The sequence below is a fragment of the Curvivirga sp. genome, assembly GCF_965219885.1.
Lineage (GTDB): Bacteria > Pseudomonadota > Alphaproteobacteria > UBA8366 > Aestuariispiraceae > Curvivirga.
In genome coordinates, this window is the sequence record NZ_CBDCOT010000009.1 from 1,104,589 (window position 1) to 1,128,715 (window position 24,127).

The window sequence follows — 24,127 nt, forward strand, 5'->3', positions numbered from 1 at the left end:
ATTAAGGGGCCTTTATATTTTTTAACCTTCAGCCGCCATTTGGCGTTTTGCACGTTTACGATCATTTGGATCAAGCAGTGCTTTACGCAAACGAATGAAGTTTGGTGTTACTTCTACACGTTCATCTTGTTGGATATAAGAAATAGCTTCTTCGAGAGAGAAACGAACAGGTGGGGTCAATTTCACCGCATCATCCTTACCGGATGCACGTACGTTGGTAAGCTGTTTACCCTTCAATGGGTTTACTTCTAAATCTTGACCTTTGTTATGTTCCCCGATGATCATACCGCCGTAAACTTGGATATTGGCATCGATAAACATTTTACCGCGATCTTCAAGGTTAAACAGTGCATATGGCGCTGCTTTACCTTGTTCTTGAGAGATCAACACACCTTCGCGACGACCTGGGATTGCTCCTTTATATTCCGCAAAACCATGGAACATACGGGACAAAATACCGGAACCACGTGTATCGGATAGGAACTCACTTTGATAACCGATTAAGCCACGGGATGGGATGATAAATTTGATACGTGTTTTACCACCACCGGATGGTGTCATTTCAGTCATCTCACCTTTACGAAGGCCCATTTTCTCTACCACAACGCCTGTGAATTCATCATCCACGTCAACTTGAGCTTCTTCCATTGGCTCTAATGTTGTGCCGTTGTCATCCTTTTGGAACAGAACGCGTGGCGGACCAACTGTGAGCTCAAATCCTTCGCGACGTAATGTTTCAATCAATACACCCAATTGTAATTCACCACGACCTGCAACTTCCAAGGCATCTTTTGCTTCAGAAGGTGTTACGCGGATCGCAATGTTCACTTCCGCTTCTTTTTCAAGACGATCTTGGATCATGCGGGATGTCAATTTATCGCCGTCTTGACCTGCCAACGGGCTGTCATTTACAGAAATTGTCATAGACATTGTTGGTGGGCTAATAGGGCGAGAAGGCAATGCTTCTTCAACTTCGGTTGCACAAATTGTGTCTGCCACAGTTGCTTTGGCAAGACCTGCGATTGAAACAATATCACCTGCAACAGCTTCTTCAATTGGTTCACGTTTCAAACCACGGAAAGCCAGGATTTTGCTGATACGTACTTGTTCGATACGCTCACCATCTGGTGTTAAGGCTTTAATTGTTGTGCCAGGTGTTACTTTACCGGAATAAACACGACCTGTTAGAATACGACCAAGATAAGGATCGGCGTCCAGTGTTGTTGCCAACATAGTGAAATCACCATCTTCGTCTACATCTGGTGTTGGTACATGCTCAACGATTTTTGCAAATAGCGGGTGCATGTTTTCACGTGGATCGTCCAAATCCTCCGCAGCCCAACCTTCTTTTGCAGATGCATAAAGTACAGGGAATTCCAATTGTTCTTCTGAAGCATCCAATGCAACAAACAAGTCAAATACTTGGTCTACAACCCAGTCGCAGCGTGCATCAGGTTTATCGGCTTTGTTCACAACAACGATTGGTTTTAAACCAAGTTCCAATGCTTTCATGGTCACAAACTTTGTTTGTGGCATTGGGCCTTCTGCGGCATCTACCAACAAAACAACGGAATCAACCATGGATAAGATGCGCTCAACTTCACCGCCAAAGTCGGCGTGACCCGGTGTATCTACGATGTTGAGACGGTCATTTTCCCATTCAACGGATGTCACCTTTGCAGAAATTGTAATGCCGCGTTCTTTTTCAAGGTCGCCGGAATCCATCGCGCGTTCTGCAACAGCCGCGTTTTCACGGAAAGTACCTGATTGTTTGAGTAGTTCGTCTACCAATGTGGTTTTACCGTGGTCCACATGGGCGATGATGGCAAGGTTACGAAGTGCCATAGTCTTTATCCTGTCTTTTAAATCCAGAACCAGCTGTTCAGTCAGATGGTTCTTATCAAATTCATATTAAACTTAAATGTCTTAATCGCTTAGCTTGCTTCAGCAACGATAGCAGCCATGTCTTCTTTCACATCACGTTCCAATCGCGCCCCGTAATGAGAGATCACCTCACCCGCCATCATGTTGCCCAGACGTGCACATGTTTCAAGGCTATGGCCTTGTGTATAGCCATAAAGTGCACCGGCTGCATATTGGTCACCTGCACCTGTTGTATCTACGACTGTGTCAACTTTTACGGCTGGCACTGCAAGAATATCGTCTGCAGATGCCACAACAGATCCTTTGGATCCACGGGTTAAGAAAGCTAGTTTACAATCTTGTCTGACCATATCCATGGCTTTACCAAATGTATCCACTTCATAAAGGGACATGATTTCATCTTCATTGGCGAAAAGAATATCTACATGGTTTTTCACCAGATCACGGAATTCAGAACGGAAACGATCAACACAGAATGGGTCGGATAAGCTGAGGCTTACTAAAGTCTCTGTGCCGCCTTTATGGGCTGTTTCAGCCGCTTTGATGAAAGCTTGCTTCGCTGTTTCGCGGTCATATAGATAACCTTCCATATAAACCACTTTCGAACCAGTGATGACAGCCTCGTCGATGTCTTCCGGGCGAAGATCATTAGCTGCGCCAAGGTAGGTACACATGGTACGTTCTGCATCCGGGCTTACCAATACGAGGCATTTCCCTGTGGAATAGTCGCCTTCATAATCGGTGCTATCAAAAGAAACGCCCATTGCTTTTAAGTCATGGCGGAAAACCTGACCAAACTGATCGCCTGCCACTTTACCAATGAAAGCACCTTTACCACCAAGAGCTGCAAATCCTGCCATAGTATTACCAGCAGAACCGCCGGAGGCTTCTTTGCCAGGTGGGAGTTGTTCATAAAGGCTATTGGACTGATCCATGTCCACAAGGTTCATGCTACCTTTTGGAAGATTTTGGGCTTCTAAAAAGTTGTCTTCGATTTTGGTAAGAACATCAACAAGGGCATTACCAATGCCCACAAGATCATATTTGAATTGTGACATGAAATTTGGTCCAAATTTTTGAATATCGCGATATGCGCTGCTCTATAGCGGGTTTGGCTTTCAAATGCAAGTTAGATAGGCATGATATGAGCCTGCAAAGCTTGATTTTTGCCTATGAAACAGGCTAAGTCAGACAAATCAGTTCAGGAAAGGTGACCTTCATGCAAAATAAAGACAGAATTCTTGTAGCCGTTGATACTCCGGATGTGGCACATGCTCAAAAACTTTCCCGTCAATTGCAAGGTCATGTTGGAGGGATAAAACTAGGGTTGGAATTCTTCAATGCGAATGGTCATGCAGGTGTGCGTGATGTTATTCATGGGGATGATGCAACAACGCCTCGCGGTCAAGCGACACCCAATCAACCTTTATTCCTTGATCTGAAATTCCATGATATCCCTAATACGGTTGCGGGTGCAGTACGATCTGTTGTGCCGCTTAATCCAAAAATCATTAATGTCCATGCGTCCGGTGGCCCTGAAATGATGCGCCAAGCCATGGCAGCGGCAAAATTTGCGGCAGAACCTTTAGGTATCATGCCGCCCATGTTAATCGCGGTGACAATTCTGACCAGTATGGGGGAAGAAGATGTGGATGCGGTTGGCATGAAAGGCCCAGCATTAGATCAGGTTGTACGCCTTGCGGCGCTGACTCAGAAATGTGGTTTGGATGGTGTTGTCTGTTCAGCACGTGAAATTGAAGCTATTCGCAAAGAATGCGGCCCTGATTTTAAATTGATCGTGCCTGGTATCCGCCCAGCCGGTTCCGATAAAGGCGACCAAAAACGCACCATGACCCCACGCGAAGCCGTTGATGCAGGCGCAGATTATTTGGTGATCGGTCGTCCAATCACCCAAGCTTCTGATCCTATCGCAGCTGTAAAAGCAATCGTTGATGATTTGGATGCATAATCCGTAACATTTAAATTTTTCTCCGCAAGATATCTGGGAAGATCATGTTAAAGAAGCTATTTGTATCTAGTTTTTTAGTATTATTCGTTTCTTGCAGCAGTGTAATAGAGAAAAAAGAAGATATCTCACTTATCCTTCTGGAGAGAGAAGATGATGTTTTCGTTGAGATAATAAATACATCTAGTATGCCTCAAGGTATTTTACCTGCTTTTGGTTTTTGGGAGCAATGCTCAATTCTCTATGCAGATGTGAAGTTTGAGCCAGCTCAGAAGACAGATGGGGTTAGTGAAAAAGGCGTATTTTGTAATGCAGGCGTTATGCCTGATATAGGGTCGAATATTAAAATATTGTTACCAAATGAGAAACTTACATGGTCCTTTCGAAAATATGATATTTTTGAAAAACATAACCGCGAGAAAGGGATTTATTTTGTACGTGCGGTTTATGATTTCACAAGGAGCAATGTATTGAGTAATCTCGGATTACAACATATTGACGGTGACGAAGTTTTCATCGGAAAAGTTTATTCAGATTACATGAAGTTGCATTTAAATTGAAAAATTGGCTTTCCATCGCGCTGACACCCTTTGATTTAAAGCATATCGAATATTATCTGCGATTTGCGGTTATTCCTGTGACGGTAACGGGCGTCTATCTTGGGGTAGTGGCGGATTGGACGGCAGGGTTTTATCCGGTTGATGGATTTAATTATCATGCTTTGGAGCGCCAGATACTCTTTTTTGTCGCTTATAGCTATTTTCTCTTAAACTGGGCGGCTTATGTGGCCCGATATGTCGGGAAATATGACGGGCCGCGTGCACTTGTGTCTCCATTTATCATTACCATGGGAATGCTTGTTTGTGTTTTTCTTTCAGGAATTGATCAATTAGAACCTTGGGGAAGCTTATTCGCAAATTTTGGTGAGTATGGTGAATATTCATTTATCTATTTATTAACCTTCAGGTTTCTTGGCAGCTGGTTTTTATTAATTTTGTTAAATCTTTTTAAAACCGGGAAATTGAATTTGGATATGAAGGCGTATTTCCTAAATTTGATTTATGCGGTGATTTTTGTGTTTCTTGTTTTTGATGTCATGGGCGGCACTGTTATATTCGGGATTTCCTGGGTCTTACAAGAAATAGGGTTTCTTGACCCCTTTAAGACTTTCCAATCAATCTTATATGCGATACTGCATGTTATGATGATGGGGGCATGGCTATCAGTTTTGACAATGTTCCTCCAAAATAAAATTGCGGAAAAAAAATAATGACCACACAAGCAAAAATTTGCGGATTAAAAACACCGGAAACGATTCACGCGGCGGTGCAGGCTGGAGTAGATCATATTGGTCTGGTTTTCTTTCCGAAAAGCCCGCGAAATGTGTCTATTGAAGAAGCGGCAATGTTGGCGTCCCGTATTCCATCAAATGTGAATATTGTAGGTCTTTTTGTGGAACCTGATGATCAGTTGATTGATCGTGTTCTGGAAGCCGTACCTCTGGATATCATTCAATTGCATGGTAAAGAACCTGTTGAACGCGTGGTTCAAATTAAACAGCGCACAGGCCGTCAGGTGATGAAAGCAATTGGTATTCGTGAGGCCGAAGATCTTGAAGCTGTGAGCCAATATGAACCTGTTGTCGATTGGTTATTGCTTGATGCCAAGCCGCCAAAAGATGCAACACTGCCCGGTGGTAATGCCATTGCCTTTGATTGGACGTTGCTTGAGGGTAAAAGCTTTTCCAAACCATGGATGCTGGCAGGTGGTTTGACACCTGATAATGTGCAAACTGCCATACGTATGACGGGGGCACCTTGTGTGGATGCGTCATCAGGTTTGGAAGATGCACCAGGTGAAAAAAGCCCGCATAAAATCCGTGAATTTATGAAGGCCGTAAAAAGCGCATAAAAGATTGTAAAATATTTAGTTGGTTTGTTCACTTTATATTCGCGTATGTTATGCGCTTTCTAACCCCGCAGAATTCCAGATAAAATGAGAATATTATAAGAACTTTGTTCTATTTTTTATTGGTCGCACGTTCAATAAAAAGAACAAAAAAATGCCTGTAACCCGCATAAAACTGCTTGTTTTAGAAGGTTTGCTGAATTAGTGTTTTCGCGAAATTAAAGAAAACCGATCAGTAAGTTTAGTCGTATTCTTACTGTAAGCCTGACAATAAGAATGGCAAAATTCGACAAAGAGGAATTCGCGATGAGTGGTGTAACAGCTGAGAACCTGAATAGCTTCTCGACCGGCCCGGATGAGGACGGTAATTTCGGTATCTATGGTGGCCGTTTTGTGTCTGAAACCTTGATGCCTTTGATCCTTGATTTGGAAGAGGCATATAACACTGCACAAGATGATCCAGAGTTTCAAAAAGAGTTTAATTACTATTTGAAACAATATGCAGGTCGCCCAAATCCACTTTATTTTGCAGAACGTCTGACAGAACACTTAGGTGGCGCGAAAATCTATTTGAAACGCGAAGATCTAAACCATACAGGTAGTCATAAAATCAATAATGTATTGGGTCAGATTTTACTGGCCCGTCGCATGGGCAAGAAGCGGATCATTGCTGAAACAGGCGCTGGCCAACATGGTGTGGCTGTGGCGACTGTATGTGCATTATTTGACCTGCCTTGTAAGGTTTATATGGGTAAAACCGATGTGGAACGTCAGGCACCAAACGTATTTCGTATGAAGTTATTGGGGGCGGAAGTCGAAGCTGTTACATCCGGGTCCATGACATTGAAAGATGCGATGAATGAAGGCTTACGTGATTGGGTGGCAAATGTAGAGGAAACTTTCTACATCATTGGCACTGTGGCGGGCCCGCATCCCTATCCGCAAATGGTACGAAACTTCCAACGTATCATCGGTGATGAAGTGAAAACACAACTTCAAGAAGCGGAAGGATGTCTTCCTGATGTGGTTACAGCCTGCATTGGCGGTGGATCAAATGCGATGGGTCTTTTCTTCCCATTTGTGGATGATCCATCAGTTGAGATTATTGGCGTGGAAGCTGGTGGTCATGGTGTTGAAACGGGTGAACATGCAGCCTCTATCACGGGCGGTAAGCCGGGTGTTCTGCATGGTAACCGTACCTATTTATTGCAGGATGGGGATGGTCAGATCACCGAAGCTCATTCCATTTCTGCAGGTCTGGATTACCCGGGTATTGGTCCTGAACATAGCTGGTTCTCTGATGTGGGGCGTGCACAATATGTGAATGCCACAGATACCGAAGCTTTGGAAGCATTCCAATTAATGACGAAGCTTGAAGGTATTATTCCGGCATTGGAATCTTCTCATGCATTGGCACATGTAATGAAAATTGCGCCAAAAATGGATAAGGACAAAATCATTGTGATGTGTCTGTCTGGTCGTGGTGACAAAGATATTAATCAGGTGGCTGAACGCCTTGGCGTTGAGTTGTAAAGGGAGTAGGAAATATGTCTGAGATTAAAGATTCCGGTCGTATTGATGCTACCTTCGCGCGTTTAAAAGCAGAAGGTCGTGGTGGATTTGTAAGTTTCACCACGGCAGGTGACCCTGATTACGATACCAGTTTGGAAATTTTAAAGGGATTACCGGACGCAGGTGTTGATATTATCGAAATTGGTATGCCATTTACAGATCCGGTTGCTGATGGCCCGACTATTCAGGCTGCTGGATTACGCGCTTTGAAAAATGGTCAAACATTGGTCAAAACATTGGATATGGTGCGTGAGTTTCGTCAAGAGAATGACACAACCCCAATTGTAATGATGGGATATTATAATCCGATTTATGCTTATGGCGTGGATAAGTTCATAACCGATGCCAAGAATGCGGGCATTGATGGTATGATTGTTGTGGATTTGCCACCAGAAGAAGATGAAGAATTATGTGTGCCTGCTAAAGAGGCTGGTTTAAACTTCATTCGTTTGGCAACGCCAACAACAGTTGGTCGTCGTATGGGGCCTGTCTTAAATGAAAATACCAGTGGCTTTGTTTATTATGTGTCCATTCTTGGGATCACGGGTACGGGTTCTGCTGCAGAAGCAGCTGTAGAAGAAGCTGTTTCTCGTTTAAAATCACACACAGATTTACCTATTGTTGTTGGCTTTGGTATCAAGACCCCGGAAAATGTAAAATCAGTTTCTTCTATCGCAGATGCAGCCGTTGTTGGATCAGCAATTGTGGATCGTATTAAGTCAAATTTGGATGAAAATAATGCACCGAAAGCCGGTTGTGCTGCAGATGTGCTAGCTTATGTCAAAGAATTGGCGGATGGGGCACGTTAAATAGGCTGTAAACTAATTAGAATTTAAAGAGGCCCGACCATATTTTGGTCGGGTTTTTTTATTTACTTTCTATGCGAATAACGACAGAAGTTAATTCATCTTTAGGTTTATCAATTCAATTTTGAGGGGAAGAAATGAAATATCTATGGGTAATGTTGATAGGTCTCATGTTAACAGGCTGTTTGAGTTCGGCTGGATTGCGCCCGGAAAATATAGGTAAAATATATATGGGGGCTGCTGAGGTTGGAAAAGATAATATGTCTGTTCCCTTACTTGAAGGGCCATGGCAATTAGTTTCGCAAAAGAAATTTTTCAACAATAATAGAACGAAATTTAACGAAGCTGTTCTTGTGCAGATTAAGGACAACACAGTTGATAAGTTAATTTATGTATATGCATCCATGGAACATACAAATTGGGGCTACTGGGAGAGTGCGTTTTGTAATCGAGATGATTTGATTCACATAAATTATGTTTCAAATTATGGTAGCGGTGATCAAGATTGTTGGGGCATAAATCACTGGGAGATGTTTGACGACGGTGACAGCAGTTTGTGGGATAAAGCCTATGATTATATACGAGCGCAAGGGCATACGATTCCTGAAACAATGATAGCAGCGACATACCGTAAGGCGGATAGGCATAAACTAATGCAACTATCATATGCAGTAAACCCTGAGAATAGAGGCTTCGATCCAGTTCCAAATCCTGAATGGACAACGAATGACTGGAATGTTGTGCGTATTCACAAGGACCCTGCAAAGGTAAAATTTGTAGAAGAATATAAGAAATGGGCGCAAAACTGGAATTATCAGGTTACAGAAGGTTTCGAAGGTAATCTAGAGATAGGCCAACCTTATTAATCCAGTTGTTATAATGCTCGTTAACACTCACGATGAAAACAAAGTGGGTGTTTTCGTTTTAGGTTGCAAATGCGAAAAACTTGTTTTTCTATTCCTAAAAATGAGGCTTAGACCTTGTTTTCTGGACGTAAGAGTGTATCTAGAGGGTTTATATCGATCGCAAGATAACGATACCTAAAATTTATGATCATCACGGAAAGGGATTTCCTATGAACTGGCTTACAAATTTTGTGCGCCCAAAAATTAAGGCATTGGTTGGAGCCAAACCAGATGTGCCGGATAACATGTGGCATAAATGCCCAGGTTGCGGACAAATGTTGTTCCATCGCGATTTGGAAGCCAATTTGAATGTGTGTACACATTGTGACCATCATTTGCGTTTGCCGGTTTTGAAACGTTTGGCAAGTTTGTTTGATGATGCGGCCTATACACGTATTGAATTACCAAAAGTTCCCGTTGATCCATTAAAATTCCGCGACCGCAAGCGTTATACTGATCGCTTGAAAGAGGCGCGTAACAAAACAGGTGAAGAAGACGCGATTGTTGTTGGACATGGTAAAATGTCCGGTGTTGATACAGTGATTGCTGCGTTCAATTTTGAATTTATGGGTGGTTCCATGGGAACTGCTGTTGGCGAAGGTATCGTGGTTGCAGCGCATTTGGCTGTGCAACAAAAAGCGCCTTTGATTGTTATTCCGGCTTCTGGCGGTGCGCGTATGCAGGAAAGTATTCTTTCCTTAATGCAGATGCCACGTACAACAGTTGCTTTGCAAGAATTAAGCGAAGCTGGGTTGCCGTATATTGTGTTGCTTACAGATCCGACAACAGGTGGCGTATCAGCAAGTTTTGCTATGTTGGGCGATATTCATGTGGCAGAGCCAGGTTGTATGATTGGTTTTGCGGGTCGTCGTGTGATCGAACAGACGGTACGTGAAGTATTGCCGGATGGTTTCCAAACTGCAGAATATCTACATGAACATGGTATGGTTGATATGGTTGTAAGTCGTCTGGATTTGAAACAGGCGCTTGGCAATTTGATCCATATGATCATGGTGAAAAAGATTTCTGGAAATGTTGAACCAATCACCCGTGAGGCGATTGAAGATCATTTGGATCAGTCCGATGATGATGGTGCCTTAACGGTTGCTTCTGGACCAGTTGAGCAACCAATTCCGGATGATCCGAAACCAAAACAGATTAAGAAAGAAGACGATTAATCTCGTCGTTATTTCACTATTTTGAAAAGGGCTGCTTGCTATACTGGCGGCCCTTTTTCATGCAAAGACAAAATGAAAGAAAGTTGTATCATGGCTGGTCGTGAAAGTGATGTGATCCTGTCCCGTTTATTAAGCTTGCACCCTAAGGTAATTGACCTTGGGTTAGACCGCACTTATGAGATGCTTGAATGTTTGGGTAATCCACAAGATAAATTACCGCCCGTCGTGCATTTGGCAGGTACCAATGGCAAAGGCTCAACGCAGGCTATGTTGCGTGCGATTTTGGAAACTGCTGGCTATAAAGTGCATGCCTATACTTCACCGCATCTAGTGAAATTTCATGAACGTATTCGTTTGGCGGGTGAATTGATTTCTGAAGACGCCCTTCAAGATTTACTGACCTATTGTGAAGAAGCTAACGAAAATAAACCAATTACTTTCTTTGAAATCACGACCGCAGCGGCTTTCAAGGCTTTTGCAGATACGCCGGGTGATATTGTATTGTTGGAAACAGGCCTAGGTGGTCGTTTGGACAGTACCAATGTGGTGGATAATCCGGCGGTCACTATTCTCACGCCAATTTCTATGGATCACACGCAATTCCTTGGCGATACAATTTCGGCAATTGCAGGTGAAAAAGCTGCAATTCAAAAACCATCCGCAATTTCTGTTGTAGGCCCACAGCCAGATGCAGCCATGGAAAAAATTGAAGAAGTTGCCCGTGATAAAGCTGTTCAGATGTCCCGTTTTGGAGCTGAATGGTCTATTACGGATACTGGTGAAGGCCTTCGTTTTGTATCTTCAGCAGCTACATTGGATTTACCGTATTCCAATCTTCCTGGCGAACATCAAGTGACAAATGCAGGTCAAGCAGTTGCTGCTATTTTAGCATTACGTGACCAAGGATTTGATATTTCTGATGATCAAATTCGCGAAGGCTTAGTGAATGTGGAATGGCCTGCGCGTTTACAACGTTTAAAATCCGGACCAATTCTGGATGAGTTGGGTTCTGATTTTGATGTTTGGCTAGATGGTGGTCATAATGCCGCAGCTGGTATCACCTTAGCAAAGCAGGCAGAGAAATGGAAAGCAGAAGATGATCGCCCGCTTCACATTGTATTTGGCATGTTAAATACCAAGGCAGCAGGCGATTTCTTACGCCCGCTGGCGCCTTACATTGCTAAGGCACATGCTATTCGTATCCCGGGTGAGGAAAACAGTTTGACTGCCGATGAAGCAACTGATTTTGCAAAAGAACAAGGGATCGATTGTCTTGCGAAAGAGACTGTCGAAGCCGCAATTTCAGATTTGCCGAAAGGTAATGAAGCGCGTTTGTTGATTTGCGGATCGCTTTATTTCGCTGGGATTATTCTGGCTGAGAATAACTAAGGCATATTAAATTTAAGATATAAAAAACCTCACAAAGATCAGTCTCTGTGAGGTTTTTTGTGTTAACGCTTTAACGCTTATTTTTCAGCGCGATCCACAGCTTCTTGGATCAAACGGTTTGCTTCAGCAGCAGGTGCGAAATCTTTCAATTTCACCCATTTGCCTTTTTCCAAATCTTTGTAATGTTCAAAGAAATGACGCACTTGGTTCAACAGATGCTCTGGCAAATCGTTGATGTCTTTGATGTGGTCATAAAGAGGTGTCATTTTAGAATGTGGCACTGCTAAGATTTTTTCGTCCTGACCAGCTTCATCTTCCATGATCAACACGCCAACTGGACGTGAGCGGATTACGCAACCCGGTGCCAAAGGATAATCGCCAACAACCAATACGTCTGCTGGATCACCGTCATCAGACAAAGTACCTGGTACGAAACCATAGTTACATGGGTAATACATAGGTGTTGCGATAAAGCGGTCTACAAATACAGCACCGGAATCTTTGTCCAATTCGTATTTTACTGGCACGCCCATAGGCACTTCGATCACAACATTGATGTCTTCAGGTGGGTTACTACCCGCAGAGATTTTGGAGATATCCATGGAAATACACTCTTCTCAGATTTGAGTTAGACTAAAACGTTAATCAAGCCTGAACCATCATTTTATATCTAAAACGACAATTCAGACTTGTTTAACAAGAAACTTGGGCAAGTTTATAGCGACAAATGAGCGAAACAACAAGTTTCTATGTTTGCTATAGACTCCGTTGTTTCACTTAGTTTATAGCGCACGTACATCTTGTAGGAATTGTTGGATTTCCTTGCGCACAGAGCCAACATTTTCAGTGACGACATTGACTGCATCATTAACTGAACCTCCGGCAGTACGCGTTTGATTGGCGCCATTATTTACCAGTTCAATATTGTCATTCACAGAATTCACACTTTGCGCAGCTTGTGCCACACTTCCTGCGATATCGCGTGTGGCAACTGTTTGTTCTTCGACACCGGATGCAATACCTGTTGTGCTTTCAGAAATATCATCAATGCGTTTGGAAATTTCCATAATGGAATTCACGGCTTGATCTGTGATTTCCTGCATTTGCTTGATTTTGGAGCTGATTTCCTCAGTCGCACGACCTGTTTGGTTGGCAAGGTTTTTCACTTCACTTGCCACAACTGCAAAGCCTTTACCTGCATCTCCTGCACGGGCTGCCTCAATGGTTGCGTTGAGGGCCAGTAAATTGGTTTGTTCCGCAATATCGCTGATCAGGCTCAATACCTCACCAATTTGATTGGCAGCTGCGGAGAGCTCAGACACAACAGTATTGGTTTCATTTGCCATATCCTGCGCTTGTGCCGCATTTTGGGAGGCATAATTGATTTGGCTGCCGATTTCCTGAATGGAGGCGGATAATTGTTCAACAGCTGCAGAAATACTTTGAACGTTGGAGTTCACCTCGCCGCTGGCAGAAGAAGCTGTATTCGCACGTCCACTTGTATCATCTGCGATATGGCTCATATCTGTTGCCGCTTGGGAAAGAGACGCATTGGTTTCTTCCAGATTGGTCAACATACTAACAATATGTTTATCAAATTCATGTGACATATCTTCTAGTTGCTGACCACGTTGCACTTGGCGTTCCTGTTCTTGACGCTGTTTTTCTGCTAGGTCGCGTGCTTCAATCATATGTTCTTGGAAAACAAGAACAGCTCTCGCCATAATGCCAACTTCGTCTTGGCGATTTTGACCTGCGACACGTACTTCCAGATTACCAGAAGATAATTCATCCATACTGTGGGTAAGGCGTCGTGTAGAAGCCGTGATTTCGCGGGAAATTAATGTACCTACGATAATTGCCAGAACAATAGCGATAGCTGCCACAATAAACTCAATAATCAATGTGTTTACTGCGTCATCGCGGAATTGGATGGCATGATCCAGAATATCATTGGCAATGATATCTTCGACTTCTTTCAGGCTTTCAATCTTTTCGGTAATCGTATTGAACCAATAGCTGCCTGTTGTACTGCCAATATCGCCACCATATCCTGCTTTAAGTGCGATTTTGCGCATTCCTTGCACATCTTCGGTTGCAGGATTCATAGCCATGATATCGTTATATTCTTCAACGATAGTCTGGGGCGCGTTTTTTGTGAAAATATCAAGATATGCATTTTGTTGAGCAATTAGGGATAAAAAGCGTTGATGTACAGTCTCATTAAATGCACCTGCACCAAAGCCTGCGCTCCCCATTGCACGTTCAATTCCGGCCCGTTCTTTTGCCTGAAGGAAAGCAATATATGCAATAATGCGTGTGTTTACGGAACCAATAGATGAAAGTTCCGGCATTTTCTCAATAAAATTGAGTGTTTTCGCAATCGTGCCAGTATAATATTTCGCCATTGTCGATACATTCATATTTTGGTTTAGAATGGCGGATCGCGTATTAGAGAGTTTCGTATATTCTTTTTGTGCAGTTTTCAGGCGATTGGTTAAATCTTTATCGTAACTGTCCAGATCAAAGTGCTTTAAGGCAGCATCAAGTGATGCAAATGCTTTATCAGTCTCTTTATGTTGAGCTGTTAGCATTTGTTTTGAGCTGCCTTGACCTTTTTGGGAAATATATAAAGCAGAAGAACCACGTTCTTTTTGCATTTCATGTACCAAGCCGCTGAAGCTTGGCGCAATTTCAGCGAGTTGTTCAACTTTATTGATTTCGGAAACAATAGAGCTTTGAGAGTAGATAGAGATTCCGGCGAAGCCAAATAAGGCAAGCATAGGAAAGGCCAGAACACCGATAAGTTTTTGCCAGATCTTTAAATGAGCGAACATGAGATCCCCCTTATATATTGCAGCAAAAGGTAGATTGGTAATAATCCCGTTACCTCTATACGATATTTTTCTATAAGAGAAGGAAAAAACACCAATAAATTGGTGTGGATATATTTAATGGCTACTTAACCGAGATTTTCTTATCTATTCGTTAGTTTTTCTACGGCTAATATCAAGAAAATAACGGGAATACCGATTAAGGCAGTCCCAATAAAGAAAACTTCCCAGCTGCTGGCATCAACGACGATACCTGAAAATCCACCCAGGAATTTGGGTAATATTACCATTATCGACGTGTATAAGGCGTATTGTGATGCCGAGAATTGTTTATTCACCAAACTTGAAAGGTAAGCGATAAATGCTGCCGAAGCGATACCGGCACTTAAGTTATCTGCTGAAATTACCAGTGCCAATGTGGTAAGATTACTGCTTTGAATATAGGCCATATAGGCAAATAGTAAATTAGAACCTGCAGCTAAAACTGCGCCAATCAACAGTATTTTGAGAACTCCATAGCGCCGGATCAATAGACCGCCGAGGAATGTGCCGCCAATCGTCACAATTAATCCAAAAACTTTGGAAAAGCGCCCGATTTCTTCTTTGGCAAACCCCAAATCTGTATAGAAAACATTTGCCATAACGCCCATCACGATATCGCTGATACGATAGGTGGCGATAAGAGCAAGTATAACAATTGCGATCATTCGATAACGCTGTATGAAATCAACGATAGGCCAGATGAAATGGTGGAAAATCCAAAAAAATGGTTTCAAAGCTGGATTTTGAGTAGCTTCAACTTTTTGTTCAATTTCTGACAACCATGGATCGGTTTCCTGTTGCTTAGGTTGGTCAGGTTCTTTGATGACTAGTGTTGCAATGATCCCAATACTCATTGCAAAGGCCATTGATAGATAGGCCCATTTCCATGCATTATAATCATATCCTGCTAGTCCATCCCCTTCTATAGTGTCTAGTAAACCAGCAATTTCAAGCGCACCAGCACCTGCCAAGATCATCGCAATTCGATATCCTGCTGTATAGGTCGCCGCCATGGCGCCTTGATAGCTTTCGTCAGCTCTTTCGATGCGATATGCATCAATAACTATATCTTGAGTGGCGCCCGCAAATGCGAGCGCGGCCGCCATCATGGCAGTTGTCGTTGCGTTGATGGCTGCATCGTTAAAGGCGATACCGCAAATGGCAAGGATGACTAGGCATTGCGCAAAGAAAAGCCAACCTCTTCTTCGACCTAACAAATTGCATAATATCGGTAGTTTTACCGCATCGATTAGGGGCGCCCATACAAATTTGAATCCGTAAGCAAGGGCAATCCAGCTAAAGAAACCGATATCTGCACGACTGATTTCCACTTCACGTAACCAGATAGATAAGGTGCTGAAGACGAGTAATATGGGAAGGCCACTTGAATATCCCAAGAAAAACATAGTGATAGCCGGGCGTGACAAATAAACCTGAAACGCGTCGCGCCAGCTATGTTGCTTTTCGATTGGATGGGACATTAATCAGGTTCCGATTGTAAGACTCTGCGCGGGAAGAAAATCAATAAAAAGGCCATTAGGATATATCCAATTACAAAACCGATACCGAAATAAGTAGCGCCCGAAATGGTAAGAGGCACAGCGGGTTTATAAACTTCGGCGGTGGCTTTGGCCGTATTTACATCTAGATGATAGATTACCAATATTGCCATCATTTGCGGGGAGGCATTCTCCAGACTAGTAATGGCTTGTTGTACATCAAATTGTCTGCGTAACAGATTCGTTAGATGCTCCCCTTCCATCTGTGCAGCTTTATCCTTACTGTTGATGAGGTGACGGATGTAATTATAACGGGTTAAATCAGTACTAGCAGCGCGATTATCCAAGGCTTCTACCTGACGATCTAATTCATCTAATGTGCCACCTAGACGTTGAAAATATTGTTGGTGGAACTCGGGAAATTGCGAGAAAACAGCGCCAACGAAAAGGCCCGTAAGAATATAAAGATATTTGCGCCAGTTACCCATATTTCACACCCAATCACCAAAAATTTGGAAATCAACTATACGACCTGTTCGGCTTTTTCAGCAAGTTAATATCACTTTATGGCGTGAGTGAGGCTTGCTCATTTATTAAGGCTATATTATCCAATCTGTAAGAGATAAAAATTGTATCAGAGATCGAATGTTGAATTGGGGGTGCTGGAAGATGGCTTTTCGGCGCATTTTTGGGGGCTTGGGATGGCTGTTTATTGTCGTCGCGATTTTGAGTTTTTTTTATGAATGGGACACATCACGGATTTATTACAAGAAGTTGCGTGCAAAATCTGCGTATCTTTATGAAGAAATAAACCCTCGATATCTTGAAATTGATCCAAGAGATTATTTGCAAGACAAAAATGTAAGTTCGATACGTGCGGCTTTACTTTCCGCTGTGATGGGCGACCGCGATATAGAGAAATTATGGCCGATAGACGTCCAGAATGTTCCTGATGCATCTGATTTTTTGGAATGTTTACAAGAAAGTAAGTACAGGGCGTCGACACCGTGTCATAAATCTAGATACGAAAAGTGGGCGAATTTGGGTAAGATTCAAGAGTTGATATTCGAAACGGATTTTGACTTAAGAACAAATGCAATACTCTTCAAACCTGAAAATTTTTCGGGGAAAATGGTCATTTATCATCATGGATATGCCGGCACGTTTCATGAAACTCATCGCCATTTGGAGAAACTGGTGGCTGCAGGATATTTGGTCCTAGCATTTAATACTCCTCTATATGGAGACGTCGTCAGATTGGGTGATAATGCTTTTATTCCGAATATTTATAAAGGCACAGCACCTGATGATATTTCTTACCCCACACGTTTCTTCTTTGAACCTCTTTTCGCTGGGTTAAATTATGTTTTGTCAAAAGAAGAAATCCAGCAAGTCAATATGATTGGCCTTTCAAATGGGGGATGGGCGACGGCAGTTTTCAGCGCGATGGATCCGCGAATAGAAAATTCCTATCCTATTGCAGGCGTCTATCCAGTATATCTGAGACAACTCAAAGAATCTGCGCCCGCGCAATTGAAAAAGAACATGTTGGAGGCGGCCAGTTATATGGATATGTTTGTATTGGCTGCCGATCGTTCTGATCGTTCACAACTACAGATTTTCAACAAATATGATCGATGTTGTTATAATAATACGCGCGGTAAACTTTATGAAGATGCTGTGCAGGAAAAGCTGGGTTTGATTGGTGGAGGTGATTTTCAAGTTTTAATCGATACTACGCACCCTCGTCACAAAATATCTCATTGGGCTTTTGATCAGGTGTTTGCGCATATGGAGGCAAGATCATGATGAAAAAAATTGGGATGTCGATTACCTTTTTATTCTCAGCTTTGACGGTTTGGCTATGGTATCAGGATGGGGCTTGGAATTATGGTGAGATCCCAACAAAAGCCGTTTTCAAGGTGGTTGGATTTACATTTTTAGCCTGCCTTTGTTTTTGGCTGCAATCTAAATTTAGATCAAAGAACAATTAGTCAATTTATCGATTAGTAATCTAGTTATTGGATTGACATTGAAAGCCGAATTTGGAATTCTGCGCCGCGATCAGGCGGAGAAATTATAAATGTCTAACTATAAAACAACAGGGCGGATATTGCTGCAATGTCTTTGTAGCCTGTCATTGTTGTTGATGACATTTGCGCATCGTACCAATTCGATCGATCCCGCACGTCTTGCCGAATTGGAACTAGGCCCGCTTCCCGCCGGTTTTGAATATTATATCTGTGTCACAGGCACAGAGGACAGTTTCCAATTTGAATATGGTAATCATTGTGAAGCTTGCCGTGTTACGACAGCTGTTATTTTACCATCTACAAGTGACGATCTTGTTTTAGGTAGTTTGAAAGTCGCAGCTGTTCAACAATTTATAGAACGTGCAATCAGTAAGAAAGTTGATTTCAAGCTTCGTCGTGTCACGCGCGGTCCACCAACATACCTTTCCTAATTTATCCAAATTTTATGTAAATTTATGAAGGCAGTTTTTATCTGAAAACTGTCTGGGAAAGGTTATGAGATGAATAATCAAACAAATGTTGCATCCTATGAGGATGCGACCAACGACGATCTGTCGACAAAATTTTATCGTGCTGTATGGCGTTGGCATTTTTATGCAGGGCTTTATGTCATTCCATTTATGTTGATGTTAGCGATCACCGGTCTTTTGATGATGTATTATAACGTGTTTGAAACACGTTTTGGCGTGAAGCCGACCGTTGAAGTATCAGGTGAGATGTTATCTCCAAACAGACATTATGAAGCTGCGCAGGCTGCGTATCCTAATGGTCAAATTACACGCTATATTCCACCTGCCGATGCGACATCTGCGGCTTATGTTGAAGTGGTAACTGAAAGCCATGGAGAAGATCATGGAGGTCATGGTGGCGCTGGTCATGTATTATCAATTGATCCTTATACAAACCAAGTCCTTGGGGATGTCGTAAAGGATGATACAATTTACTACTTGGCAAATGATATTCACGGCACCTTATTGATTGGAGATTTAGGAGATCGTTTGATTGAAGTGGCTGCTAGTTTAGGTATCGTGCTGATTGTTACGGGCTTATATATGTGGTGGCCAAGACAGGGAAGTAATTTCCGTCAGGTATTGTTGCCGAACCTTTCTGCGAAAGGGCGTGCTTTGTGGAAAGACCTTCATGTAACTTCCGGTTTTTATATCTCTGTCATTTTAATGTTTTTCTTGCTCTCCGGTCTTGCGTGGGCCGGTGTTTGGGGTGGTAAATTTGTCCAGCCGTGGAGCAGTTTTCCAGCAGAAAAATGGGGCATGGAAGTGCCTTTGTCTGATGACGTACATGCATCTATGAACCATGGCGCACTGGAAGAAGTGCCATGGGGGCTGGAGCAAACAAAAATGCCTCTTTCCGGTTCCGATGCTGGTATTACCGGCGTTGCAGAAGGATATTCCATCGATCTGTCCAGCATCACTGATCTGGCATATAAAATTGGCTTTGGACCAAAATTCCGTATCAACTTACCAGAAAGCGAAACAGGTGTTTATACCATTACGGCGGATGCCTGGGATAGTGATACAACTGATCCAACAGCAGATCGTACAGTTCATATTGATCAATATACAGGTAAAATTCTGGGTGAAGTTGGCTATGCTGATTATTCACTCATGGCTAAAACCATGGCGGTTGGTACAGCTTTACATCAAGGGGATATGGGGCTTTGGAATATTATTTTGAATGTGGTGTTTTGTCTGACGGTAATTTTCTTATGTGTCAGCGGTATTGTCATGTGGTGGAAACGTCGTCCATCAAAAGCAGGTCGTTTAATGGCACCGCCAATGCCAAATAATGTGCCTTTATGGAAAGGTGCAGTCGCAGTGACTTTACTGCTTTCAATGGCTTTCCCACTAGTAGGTATTTCTTTGATCATCGTTTTGTTTTTGGATTTGATTATTTTTCAAAATATCAAACCATTAAAGCGTGTCTTACAATAACAAAAAAGAGCCTCTGGATTTCCAGAGGCTCTTTTCTTTTAAGCGTTTGGCTTAATCTTTATTTGGTGCCGAATAGACGGTCACCTGCATCACCAAGACCCGGACGAATATAGGCATGGTCATCAAGACCTTCGTCAAGGGACGCAGTATAGATATGCACATTTGGATATTTTTCCTGGAAGGTACGGATACCTTCAGGGGCTGCAACCAAAGCCATGAAACGGATATTGTGAACTTCAACACCATGTTTAACCAAAACATCCATGGCATGAACCGCAGAGTTGCCTGTTGCCAACATCGGATCGCATAAGATGAATAAACGTCCACCTGGCTCTGGCAATTTTACATAATATTCTTCTGGCATTTTTGTTTCCGGGTCACGGAAAAGACCAACATGACCTTCACGTGCATTTGGCATCAGGCTACGTAGACCTTCAACCATACCAAGACCAGCACGAAGAATAGAAATAATTGCTGGTTTACGACCTGCCAAAACCGGTGCGTCATATTCTTGCAATGGTGTTTCGATATTCTCGGTTGTCAAAGGAATATGACGGGAAATTTCATAACCCATCAACATGGAAATTTCTGTCAAAAGCTGACGAAATTGGCCTGTCGGGGTGTTCTTTTTGCGCATGATTGTCAATTTATGTTGAACCAACGGATGGTCAACCACATGCAGGTTTTTGAATTCTGGATGGTCGGACATAGGGAACCTTTATTTTTTCAATATTCAAATACTTGAAGATTAATTTGTATCTGAAAACCTGTTATAATGCTAAATGTCTAAAGGAACAATGTTTAAACCTACCTTAGGGGCAAAACAGCTGTTAAGGACTATATGTTGAGGAAATCCGCGGCTTTGATCAAAATCTGGCCGTTGAAATAATTTACGAATCAAGTCAAAATACTCTTCGCAAACCCTTGAACTTTATTGAAAATCAGGTTGAAGACCATGAGTGCAGAAGTCAAACATCTACCCAATGCAATGCGTAAACCTTTGCATGAGGGGGGCGATAACTCAGAAGAAAAACTTCGTGAGGCGGAAAAGGTAACGCAGACAAGACTGCTTCGTATGACGATTATCTTGTCCATGCTATCTGTTATCTGGCTTGGCGTTTGTGGGCATTATCTCAACAATTTTATGGGATATGATTTATTGGCAAGCTTGATGCCACATGAATTAGCTGGACTTGTTGCAGGCGTGTTTACACCCCTGACTTTTATTTGGTTTATGGGACTTTATTTTAAACGCGGACATGCCGTTAAATCACATACGGAAGAACTAAAGCGACAATTAGCTTTGTTGACTTATCCTGTGGATGAAGGGGATACACGCGTCAATACGGTTGCAACGACGTTGCGTCGTCAAGCAGATGAATTATCAAAAGTTACACAAGAAGCAGCGGCTGATATTGCGGAATTGACCGTGATGCTGGATGAGCGCACCGGTGCATTAAATGGTGCATCACTCACCGCACGTGAAGATGCGGGTAAGTTACGTTCAGCCCTCTCCAGTCAAACTGAAAAACTTGAATCTTTGGCAGACCGTATGGATCATCAACGTAAGTCCATCGAAGAAACTGTTGATGCACAAGTGGATGAATTGAGCCGTGCTTCTAAAGAAACATTAGAACGTGCAGATGAAATGAAAGCTGCCCTTCGTATACAAACTTCCGAAGTGACTGATGCTTCTATGAAGGCAACAGAGCAAGCAGAGAAAATTGGCACGCAGTTTAATAAACAAGCAAGTGACTTGAAGAAAGCCGCAGAAGAAGCATCTGACTCTGCGAAAGACATGACTGTCTTGTTTGATCGTTCCACAGATTTCTTAAATCAAGCGACAGAATCTGCTGCACAACGCAGTAATGATATTGCACAGAAGTTACGTGATGTTGTGAATACCATGGATCAACGGATGAAAGATTCCTTTGAAATCCATAAAGCGTCTCTTAACAGTTTTGCGGATAATGCGGGCGAACGTTTGGATCGTTTGACCCATGCATTGCGTCAACAAACCGATTTGACAACTGAACAAATCGAAAATGGTTTCGATCATTTTGAAAAAGATATCACGCGTCTATTTGATAATGCAAAAAAAGAAGCACAGCAACTTGGTGATGGCTTTAAATCCAGTACCGATGCCCTGTCCGACAAACTAGATAATGTGGTCAATGATCAAACCAATCGTCTTCGCGATGTCGTGCATCGTTCCACTGAACAAATGCAAGAGATCAATGCCGCTTTGCGTCAACAAACAACAGATCTAAACAATTCGGTTGATCAATCCGGCACACGTGTTGTGGCGATTAAATCTGCGATTTCTGAACAATCGCAGGAATTGTTAAAGCTGTCTGGTCAGTTAGCAGCTGATGTGAAGCAAGTAAATGAACGTGTGGATATGCATACAGGTGCCTTGGGTCGTATTTCTGATGAGGCCGCTAAACAGGTTGAAGAAATGGGTCAGTCCCTTCGTCAACAGGCCATGGAAATGGGGCGTGCAACAGACCTTGCCTCTTCCCGTGCGGAATCAATTCGTGATGCATTGAAAACACAGGCGGATGATTTATCAGAAGCTGCCCAAAAAACATATGCACAGGCACGTAGTATGGAAGCAATGATCCAGACGCGTACACAAGAATTGAAAGATATGTTGGGCGAAGGTTCCCAGCATCTTGCAGATAGCTTCAGCCCTGTGATGAACCAGACACAGGAAGTCATTACGCATTTGAAATCCAATAGTGATGCCATGCGCAAAGCATCTGATTGGGCAGGTGAGACTGCGAAGGTTATCAGTCATTCCTTGAAAGAACAGGGACGTGAATTGCAGTTGGTGACTGAGCAGGCAACCAATCAGATTTCAAATCTTCGCGATGTAATGAAAGAACAAACGGATGAAATGAATCAGGCAAGTACCCATGCGGGCTCCCTTGCGGATAAAATTCGTTCTTCCTTGCATAACGAGGCTAAAACTCTTGGTGAATTGGCAGTGGTACTTTCCAATCAGGCTGGTCTTATTCAGGATACGGTTGGACAACAATCCGGTCAGTTGCGCGATGCATCTACTTATGCATCAGAAACTTCTCAATCTATCCAGAATGTCTTGGCAGAACAACTGATGGCGATGAAATCTGCATCGGATATGGTGCAGGATCGCTTGATGCGCACTAATGATATGTTCCGTGATGAATCTGTGAATTTCACAGATAGCATGGGCAAAGCCATGAATATGTTAGAAGACCTGACCGATCGTTTCCAAACGCAACGTGAGTTACTCACGTCTACTTCTGTACAAACGGCAATGCAGTTATCGGATAACCGCGATGAATTACGTGGGCAAACAGATGAATTGGCCTTGGCTGCAAAAGAAGCGGCCCGTGTTGTACAAATGGTGAGTGATAACTTTAGTCAACAAACCGATGCCATTGATAAAGAGGCCAACCGGGTTGAAAATCGTGTGGTGAATTTATCCGATGTTCTAAAAACACAGGCTGATCGTGTGGTTGAGGTTGGTAATTTGGCCGAAAGCAAAATGCGTAATGTGGCAGATGTAGTATCAGAACAAACAGATATTCTTGGTAATACTGCGGATTCATCTCGTAAGGCGATGGATGAGGCTTCTTCTGCGGCACGTGAATCTGCACAAATGTTGGCAGAGGCGGTGGATCGTACAGCCCATCGTACACGTCAGTCTATCCAGTTAATGGATACGGAAACACAGCGTCTGGTATCTGCGGCTGAAGCAGCCGTTATTGCCGCTGAGAAAACCAAAACAGCGGCGGATGATAATTCCCGTGAAGCTTTCGTGAAAACCACGCGCTTTATTCTGGAAGATTTAAATTCAACCTCTGTTGACTTAACACGCTTATTACGTGCAGATGTGCCAGAAGCAGACTGGAAGCGTTATATGAATGGCGACCGAGGTATCTTTACCCGTGCCCTTCTGCGCGAACGTCCACAAAGTATTTTAAATTTGATGGAAAAACGTATGAAGGAAGATGCGGAATCCCGCAGTTATTTCATGCGCTATGTGGAACAGTTTGACCGCTTATTGACAGAGTGTCGTTCTAATGATCCAGAAAACTTGATGGAATCTACGGTCCTCAGTTCTGATGTTGGTAAGCTTTATGCGTTGATCAAGCAAGTGATGCGTTAATTCAAT

21 protein-coding genes are annotated in these 24,127 nt (G+C 42.8%); 14 read left to right on the forward strand and 7 right to left on the reverse strand.

Translation table 11 applies throughout. The features are described from left to right. Nucleotides 1-21: 21 nt before the first annotated feature. Both typA and ACOQOA_RS10735 read right to left on the reverse strand, forming a co-directional pair. Nucleotides 22-1,845 carry a translational GTPase TypA gene (gene typA / locus ACOQOA_RS10730; protein ID WP_420548629.1) on the reverse strand — a complete coding sequence of 608 codons (1,824 nt, stop codon included), beginning with the start codon at nucleotides 1,843-1,845 and terminating at the stop codon, nucleotides 22-24. An 89-nt stretch (nucleotides 1,846-1,934) separates the two neighbouring features. Continuing rightward, on the reverse strand, nucleotides 1,935-2,942 hold the full coding sequence (locus tag ACOQOA_RS10735; protein ID WP_420548630.1) for an adenosine kinase: 1,008 nt from the start codon (nucleotides 2,940-2,942) through the stop codon (nucleotides 1,935-1,937). A gap of 161 nt (nucleotides 2,943-3,103) precedes the next feature. On the opposite strand from ACOQOA_RS10735, the gene pyrF reads away from it, so the two are divergent. The 9 genes from pyrF (at nucleotide 3,104) to ACOQOA_RS10780 (ending at nucleotide 11,608) form a co-directional block, all read left to right on the forward strand. Next, on the forward strand, nucleotides 3,104-3,853 hold the full coding sequence (gene pyrF, locus ACOQOA_RS10740) for an orotidine-5'-phosphate decarboxylase (protein ID WP_420548631.1): 750 nt from the start codon (nucleotides 3,104-3,106) through the stop codon (nucleotides 3,851-3,853). 44 nt (nucleotides 3,854-3,897) lie between these two features. Next, nucleotides 3,898-4,410: a hypothetical protein gene (locus ACOQOA_RS10745; protein WP_420548632.1), complete on the forward strand. Its 513-nt coding sequence runs from the start codon at nucleotides 3,898-3,900 to the stop codon at nucleotides 4,408-4,410. Further along, complete coding sequence (locus tag ACOQOA_RS10750) at nucleotides 4,407-5,120, forward strand: hypothetical protein (protein ID WP_420548633.1); 714 nt, start codon at nucleotides 4,407-4,409, stop codon at nucleotides 5,118-5,120. Before ACOQOA_RS10745 ends, ACOQOA_RS10750 begins: the two co-directional genes overlap by 4 nt. Continuing rightward, entirely contained in the window at nucleotides 5,120-5,761 is a 642-nt protein-coding gene (locus ACOQOA_RS10755; protein ID WP_420548634.1) for a phosphoribosylanthranilate isomerase, read from the forward strand. The genes ACOQOA_RS10750 and ACOQOA_RS10755 overlap by 1 nt, the downstream gene beginning before the upstream one ends. A 303-nt stretch (nucleotides 5,762-6,064) precedes the next feature. Next, complete coding sequence (gene trpB / locus ACOQOA_RS10760) at nucleotides 6,065-7,291, forward strand: tryptophan synthase subunit beta (RefSeq protein WP_155153832.1); 1,227 nt, start codon at nucleotides 6,065-6,067, stop codon at nucleotides 7,289-7,291. A 14-nt stretch (nucleotides 7,292-7,305) separates the two neighbouring features. Continuing rightward, nucleotides 7,306-8,139: a tryptophan synthase subunit alpha gene (gene trpA, locus ACOQOA_RS10765; RefSeq protein WP_420548635.1), complete on the forward strand. Its 834-nt coding sequence runs from the start codon at nucleotides 7,306-7,308 to the stop codon at nucleotides 8,137-8,139. Between the two features lie 134 nt (nucleotides 8,140-8,273). Continuing rightward, complete coding sequence (locus tag ACOQOA_RS10770; protein ID WP_420548636.1) at nucleotides 8,274-9,002, forward strand: hypothetical protein; 729 nt, start codon at nucleotides 8,274-8,276, stop codon at nucleotides 9,000-9,002. A 209-nt stretch (nucleotides 9,003-9,211) separates the two neighbouring features. Next, nucleotides 9,212-10,219, forward strand: a complete 1,008-nt coding sequence (gene accD / locus ACOQOA_RS10775) for an acetyl-CoA carboxylase, carboxyltransferase subunit beta (RefSeq protein WP_420548637.1) — start codon at nucleotides 9,212-9,214, stop codon at nucleotides 10,217-10,219. A 90-nt stretch (nucleotides 10,220-10,309) separates the two neighbouring features. Continuing rightward, nucleotides 10,310-11,608 (forward strand): bifunctional folylpolyglutamate synthase/dihydrofolate synthase, encoded by a 1,299-nt coding sequence (locus tag ACOQOA_RS10780; protein WP_420548638.1) that lies wholly within the window; start codon nucleotides 10,310-10,312, stop codon nucleotides 11,606-11,608. Between the two features lie 77 nt (nucleotides 11,609-11,685). Here ACOQOA_RS10780 and ppa read toward each other — a convergent pair whose 3' ends face one another. The 4 genes from ppa to ACOQOA_RS10800 form a co-directional block, all read right to left on the reverse strand. Beyond that, nucleotides 11,686-12,210 carry an inorganic diphosphatase gene (gene ppa, locus ACOQOA_RS10785; protein ID WP_155153828.1) on the reverse strand — a complete coding sequence of 175 codons (525 nt, stop codon included), beginning with the start codon at nucleotides 12,208-12,210 and terminating at the stop codon, nucleotides 11,686-11,688. Nucleotides 12,211-12,390: 180 nt separating this feature from the next. Beyond that, a complete protein-coding gene (locus ACOQOA_RS10790; RefSeq protein WP_420548639.1) occupies nucleotides 12,391-14,445 on the reverse strand; it encodes a methyl-accepting chemotaxis protein in 2,055 nt (684 codons plus the stop codon). A gap of 140 nt (nucleotides 14,446-14,585) precedes the next feature. Beyond that, the gene (locus ACOQOA_RS10795) at nucleotides 14,586-15,965 is read right to left on the reverse strand and encodes an AmpG family muropeptide MFS transporter (protein ID WP_420548640.1); all 1,380 of its coding nucleotides are present in this window, start codon (nucleotides 15,963-15,965) and stop codon (nucleotides 14,586-14,588) included. After that, on the reverse strand, nucleotides 15,965-16,471 hold the full coding sequence (locus tag ACOQOA_RS10800; protein ID WP_420548641.1) for a DUF2937 family protein: 507 nt from the start codon (nucleotides 16,469-16,471) through the stop codon (nucleotides 15,965-15,967). The genes ACOQOA_RS10795 and ACOQOA_RS10800 overlap by 1 nt, the downstream gene beginning before the upstream one ends. Before the next feature lie 181 nt (nucleotides 16,472-16,652). On the opposite strand from ACOQOA_RS10800, the gene ACOQOA_RS10805 reads away from it, so the two are divergent. The 4 genes from ACOQOA_RS10805 (at nucleotide 16,653) to ACOQOA_RS10820 (ending at nucleotide 19,965) form a co-directional block, all read left to right on the forward strand. Continuing rightward, a complete protein-coding gene (locus tag ACOQOA_RS10805) occupies nucleotides 16,653-17,792 on the forward strand; it encodes an alpha/beta hydrolase family protein (RefSeq protein ID WP_420548642.1) in 1,140 nt (379 codons plus the stop codon). Beyond that, nucleotides 17,789-17,977 carry a hypothetical protein gene (locus ACOQOA_RS10810; RefSeq protein WP_420548643.1) on the forward strand — a complete coding sequence of 63 codons (189 nt, stop codon included), beginning with the start codon at nucleotides 17,789-17,791 and terminating at the stop codon, nucleotides 17,975-17,977. The genes ACOQOA_RS10805 and ACOQOA_RS10810 overlap by 4 nt, the downstream gene beginning before the upstream one ends. A gap of 89 nt (nucleotides 17,978-18,066) precedes the next feature. Beyond that, entirely contained in the window at nucleotides 18,067-18,447 is a 381-nt protein-coding gene (locus ACOQOA_RS10815) for a hypothetical protein (protein ID WP_420548644.1), read from the forward strand. 69 nt (nucleotides 18,448-18,516) lie between these two features. After that, nucleotides 18,517-19,965: a PepSY-associated TM helix domain-containing protein gene (locus ACOQOA_RS10820; RefSeq protein ID WP_420548645.1), complete on the forward strand. Its 1,449-nt coding sequence runs from the start codon at nucleotides 18,517-18,519 to the stop codon at nucleotides 19,963-19,965. Between the two features lie 58 nt (nucleotides 19,966-20,023). Here ACOQOA_RS10820 and upp read toward each other — a convergent pair whose 3' ends face one another. Then, the gene (gene upp / locus ACOQOA_RS10825; RefSeq protein ID WP_420548646.1) at nucleotides 20,024-20,674 is read right to left on the reverse strand and encodes a uracil phosphoribosyltransferase; all 651 of its coding nucleotides are present in this window, start codon (nucleotides 20,672-20,674) and stop codon (nucleotides 20,024-20,026) included. A gap of 246 nt (nucleotides 20,675-20,920) precedes the next feature. Here upp and ACOQOA_RS10830 point away from each other — a divergent pair, with 246 nt between their 5' ends. Further along, nucleotides 20,921-24,121 (forward strand): hypothetical protein, encoded by a 3,201-nt coding sequence (locus ACOQOA_RS10830; protein WP_420548647.1) that lies wholly within the window; start codon nucleotides 20,921-20,923, stop codon nucleotides 24,119-24,121. Nucleotides 24,122-24,127 lie beyond the last annotated feature (6 nt).

Excerpts from the sequence above, each read along its gene's own strand:
- typA (WP_420548629.1), bottom strand. The coding sequence starts at position 1,845 with ATGGCACTTCGTAACCTTGCCATCATCGCCCATGTGGACCACGGTAAA.
- ACOQOA_RS10735 (WP_420548630.1), bottom strand. The coding sequence starts at position 2,942 with ATGTCACAATTCAAATATGATCTTGTGGGCATTGGTAATGCCCTTGTT.
- pyrF (WP_420548631.1), top strand. The coding sequence starts at position 3,104 with ATGCAAAATAAAGACAGAATTCTTGTAGCCGTTGATACTCCGGATGTG.
- ACOQOA_RS10745 (WP_420548632.1), top strand. The coding sequence starts at position 3,898 with ATGTTAAAGAAGCTATTTGTATCTAGTTTTTTAGTATTATTCGTTTCT.
- ACOQOA_RS10755 (WP_420548634.1), top strand. The coding sequence starts at position 5,120 with ATGACCACACAAGCAAAAATTTGCGGATTAAAAACACCGGAAACGATT.
- trpB (WP_155153832.1), top strand. The coding sequence starts at position 6,065 with ATGAGTGGTGTAACAGCTGAGAACCTGAATAGCTTCTCGACCGGCCCG.
- trpA (WP_420548635.1), top strand. The coding sequence starts at position 7,306 with ATGTCTGAGATTAAAGATTCCGGTCGTATTGATGCTACCTTCGCGCGT.
- ACOQOA_RS10770 (WP_420548636.1), top strand. The coding sequence starts at position 8,274 with ATGAAATATCTATGGGTAATGTTGATAGGTCTCATGTTAACAGGCTGT.
- accD (WP_420548637.1), top strand. The coding sequence starts at position 9,212 with ATGAACTGGCTTACAAATTTTGTGCGCCCAAAAATTAAGGCATTGGTT.
- ACOQOA_RS10780 (WP_420548638.1), top strand. The coding sequence starts at position 10,310 with ATGGCTGGTCGTGAAAGTGATGTGATCCTGTCCCGTTTATTAAGCTTG.
- ppa (WP_155153828.1), bottom strand. The coding sequence starts at position 12,210 with ATGGATATCTCCAAAATCTCTGCGGGTAGTAACCCACCTGAAGACATC.
- ACOQOA_RS10790 (WP_420548639.1), bottom strand. The coding sequence starts at position 14,445 with ATGTTCGCTCATTTAAAGATCTGGCAAAAACTTATCGGTGTTCTGGCC.
- ACOQOA_RS10795 (WP_420548640.1), bottom strand. The coding sequence starts at position 15,965 with ATGTCCCATCCAATCGAAAAGCAACATAGCTGGCGCGACGCGTTTCAG.
- ACOQOA_RS10800 (WP_420548641.1), bottom strand. The coding sequence starts at position 16,471 with ATGGGTAACTGGCGCAAATATCTTTATATTCTTACGGGCCTTTTCGTT.
- ACOQOA_RS10805 (WP_420548642.1), top strand. The coding sequence starts at position 16,653 with ATGGCTTTTCGGCGCATTTTTGGGGGCTTGGGATGGCTGTTTATTGTC.
- ACOQOA_RS10810 (WP_420548643.1), top strand. The coding sequence starts at position 17,789 with ATGATGAAAAAAATTGGGATGTCGATTACCTTTTTATTCTCAGCTTTG.
- ACOQOA_RS10815 (WP_420548644.1), top strand. The coding sequence starts at position 18,067 with ATGTCTAACTATAAAACAACAGGGCGGATATTGCTGCAATGTCTTTGT.
- ACOQOA_RS10820 (WP_420548645.1), top strand. The coding sequence starts at position 18,517 with ATGAATAATCAAACAAATGTTGCATCCTATGAGGATGCGACCAACGAC.
- upp (WP_420548646.1), bottom strand. The coding sequence starts at position 20,674 with ATGTCCGACCATCCAGAATTCAAAAACCTGCATGTGGTTGACCATCCG.
- ACOQOA_RS10830 (WP_420548647.1), top strand. The coding sequence starts at position 20,921 with ATGAGTGCAGAAGTCAAACATCTACCCAATGCAATGCGTAAACCTTTG.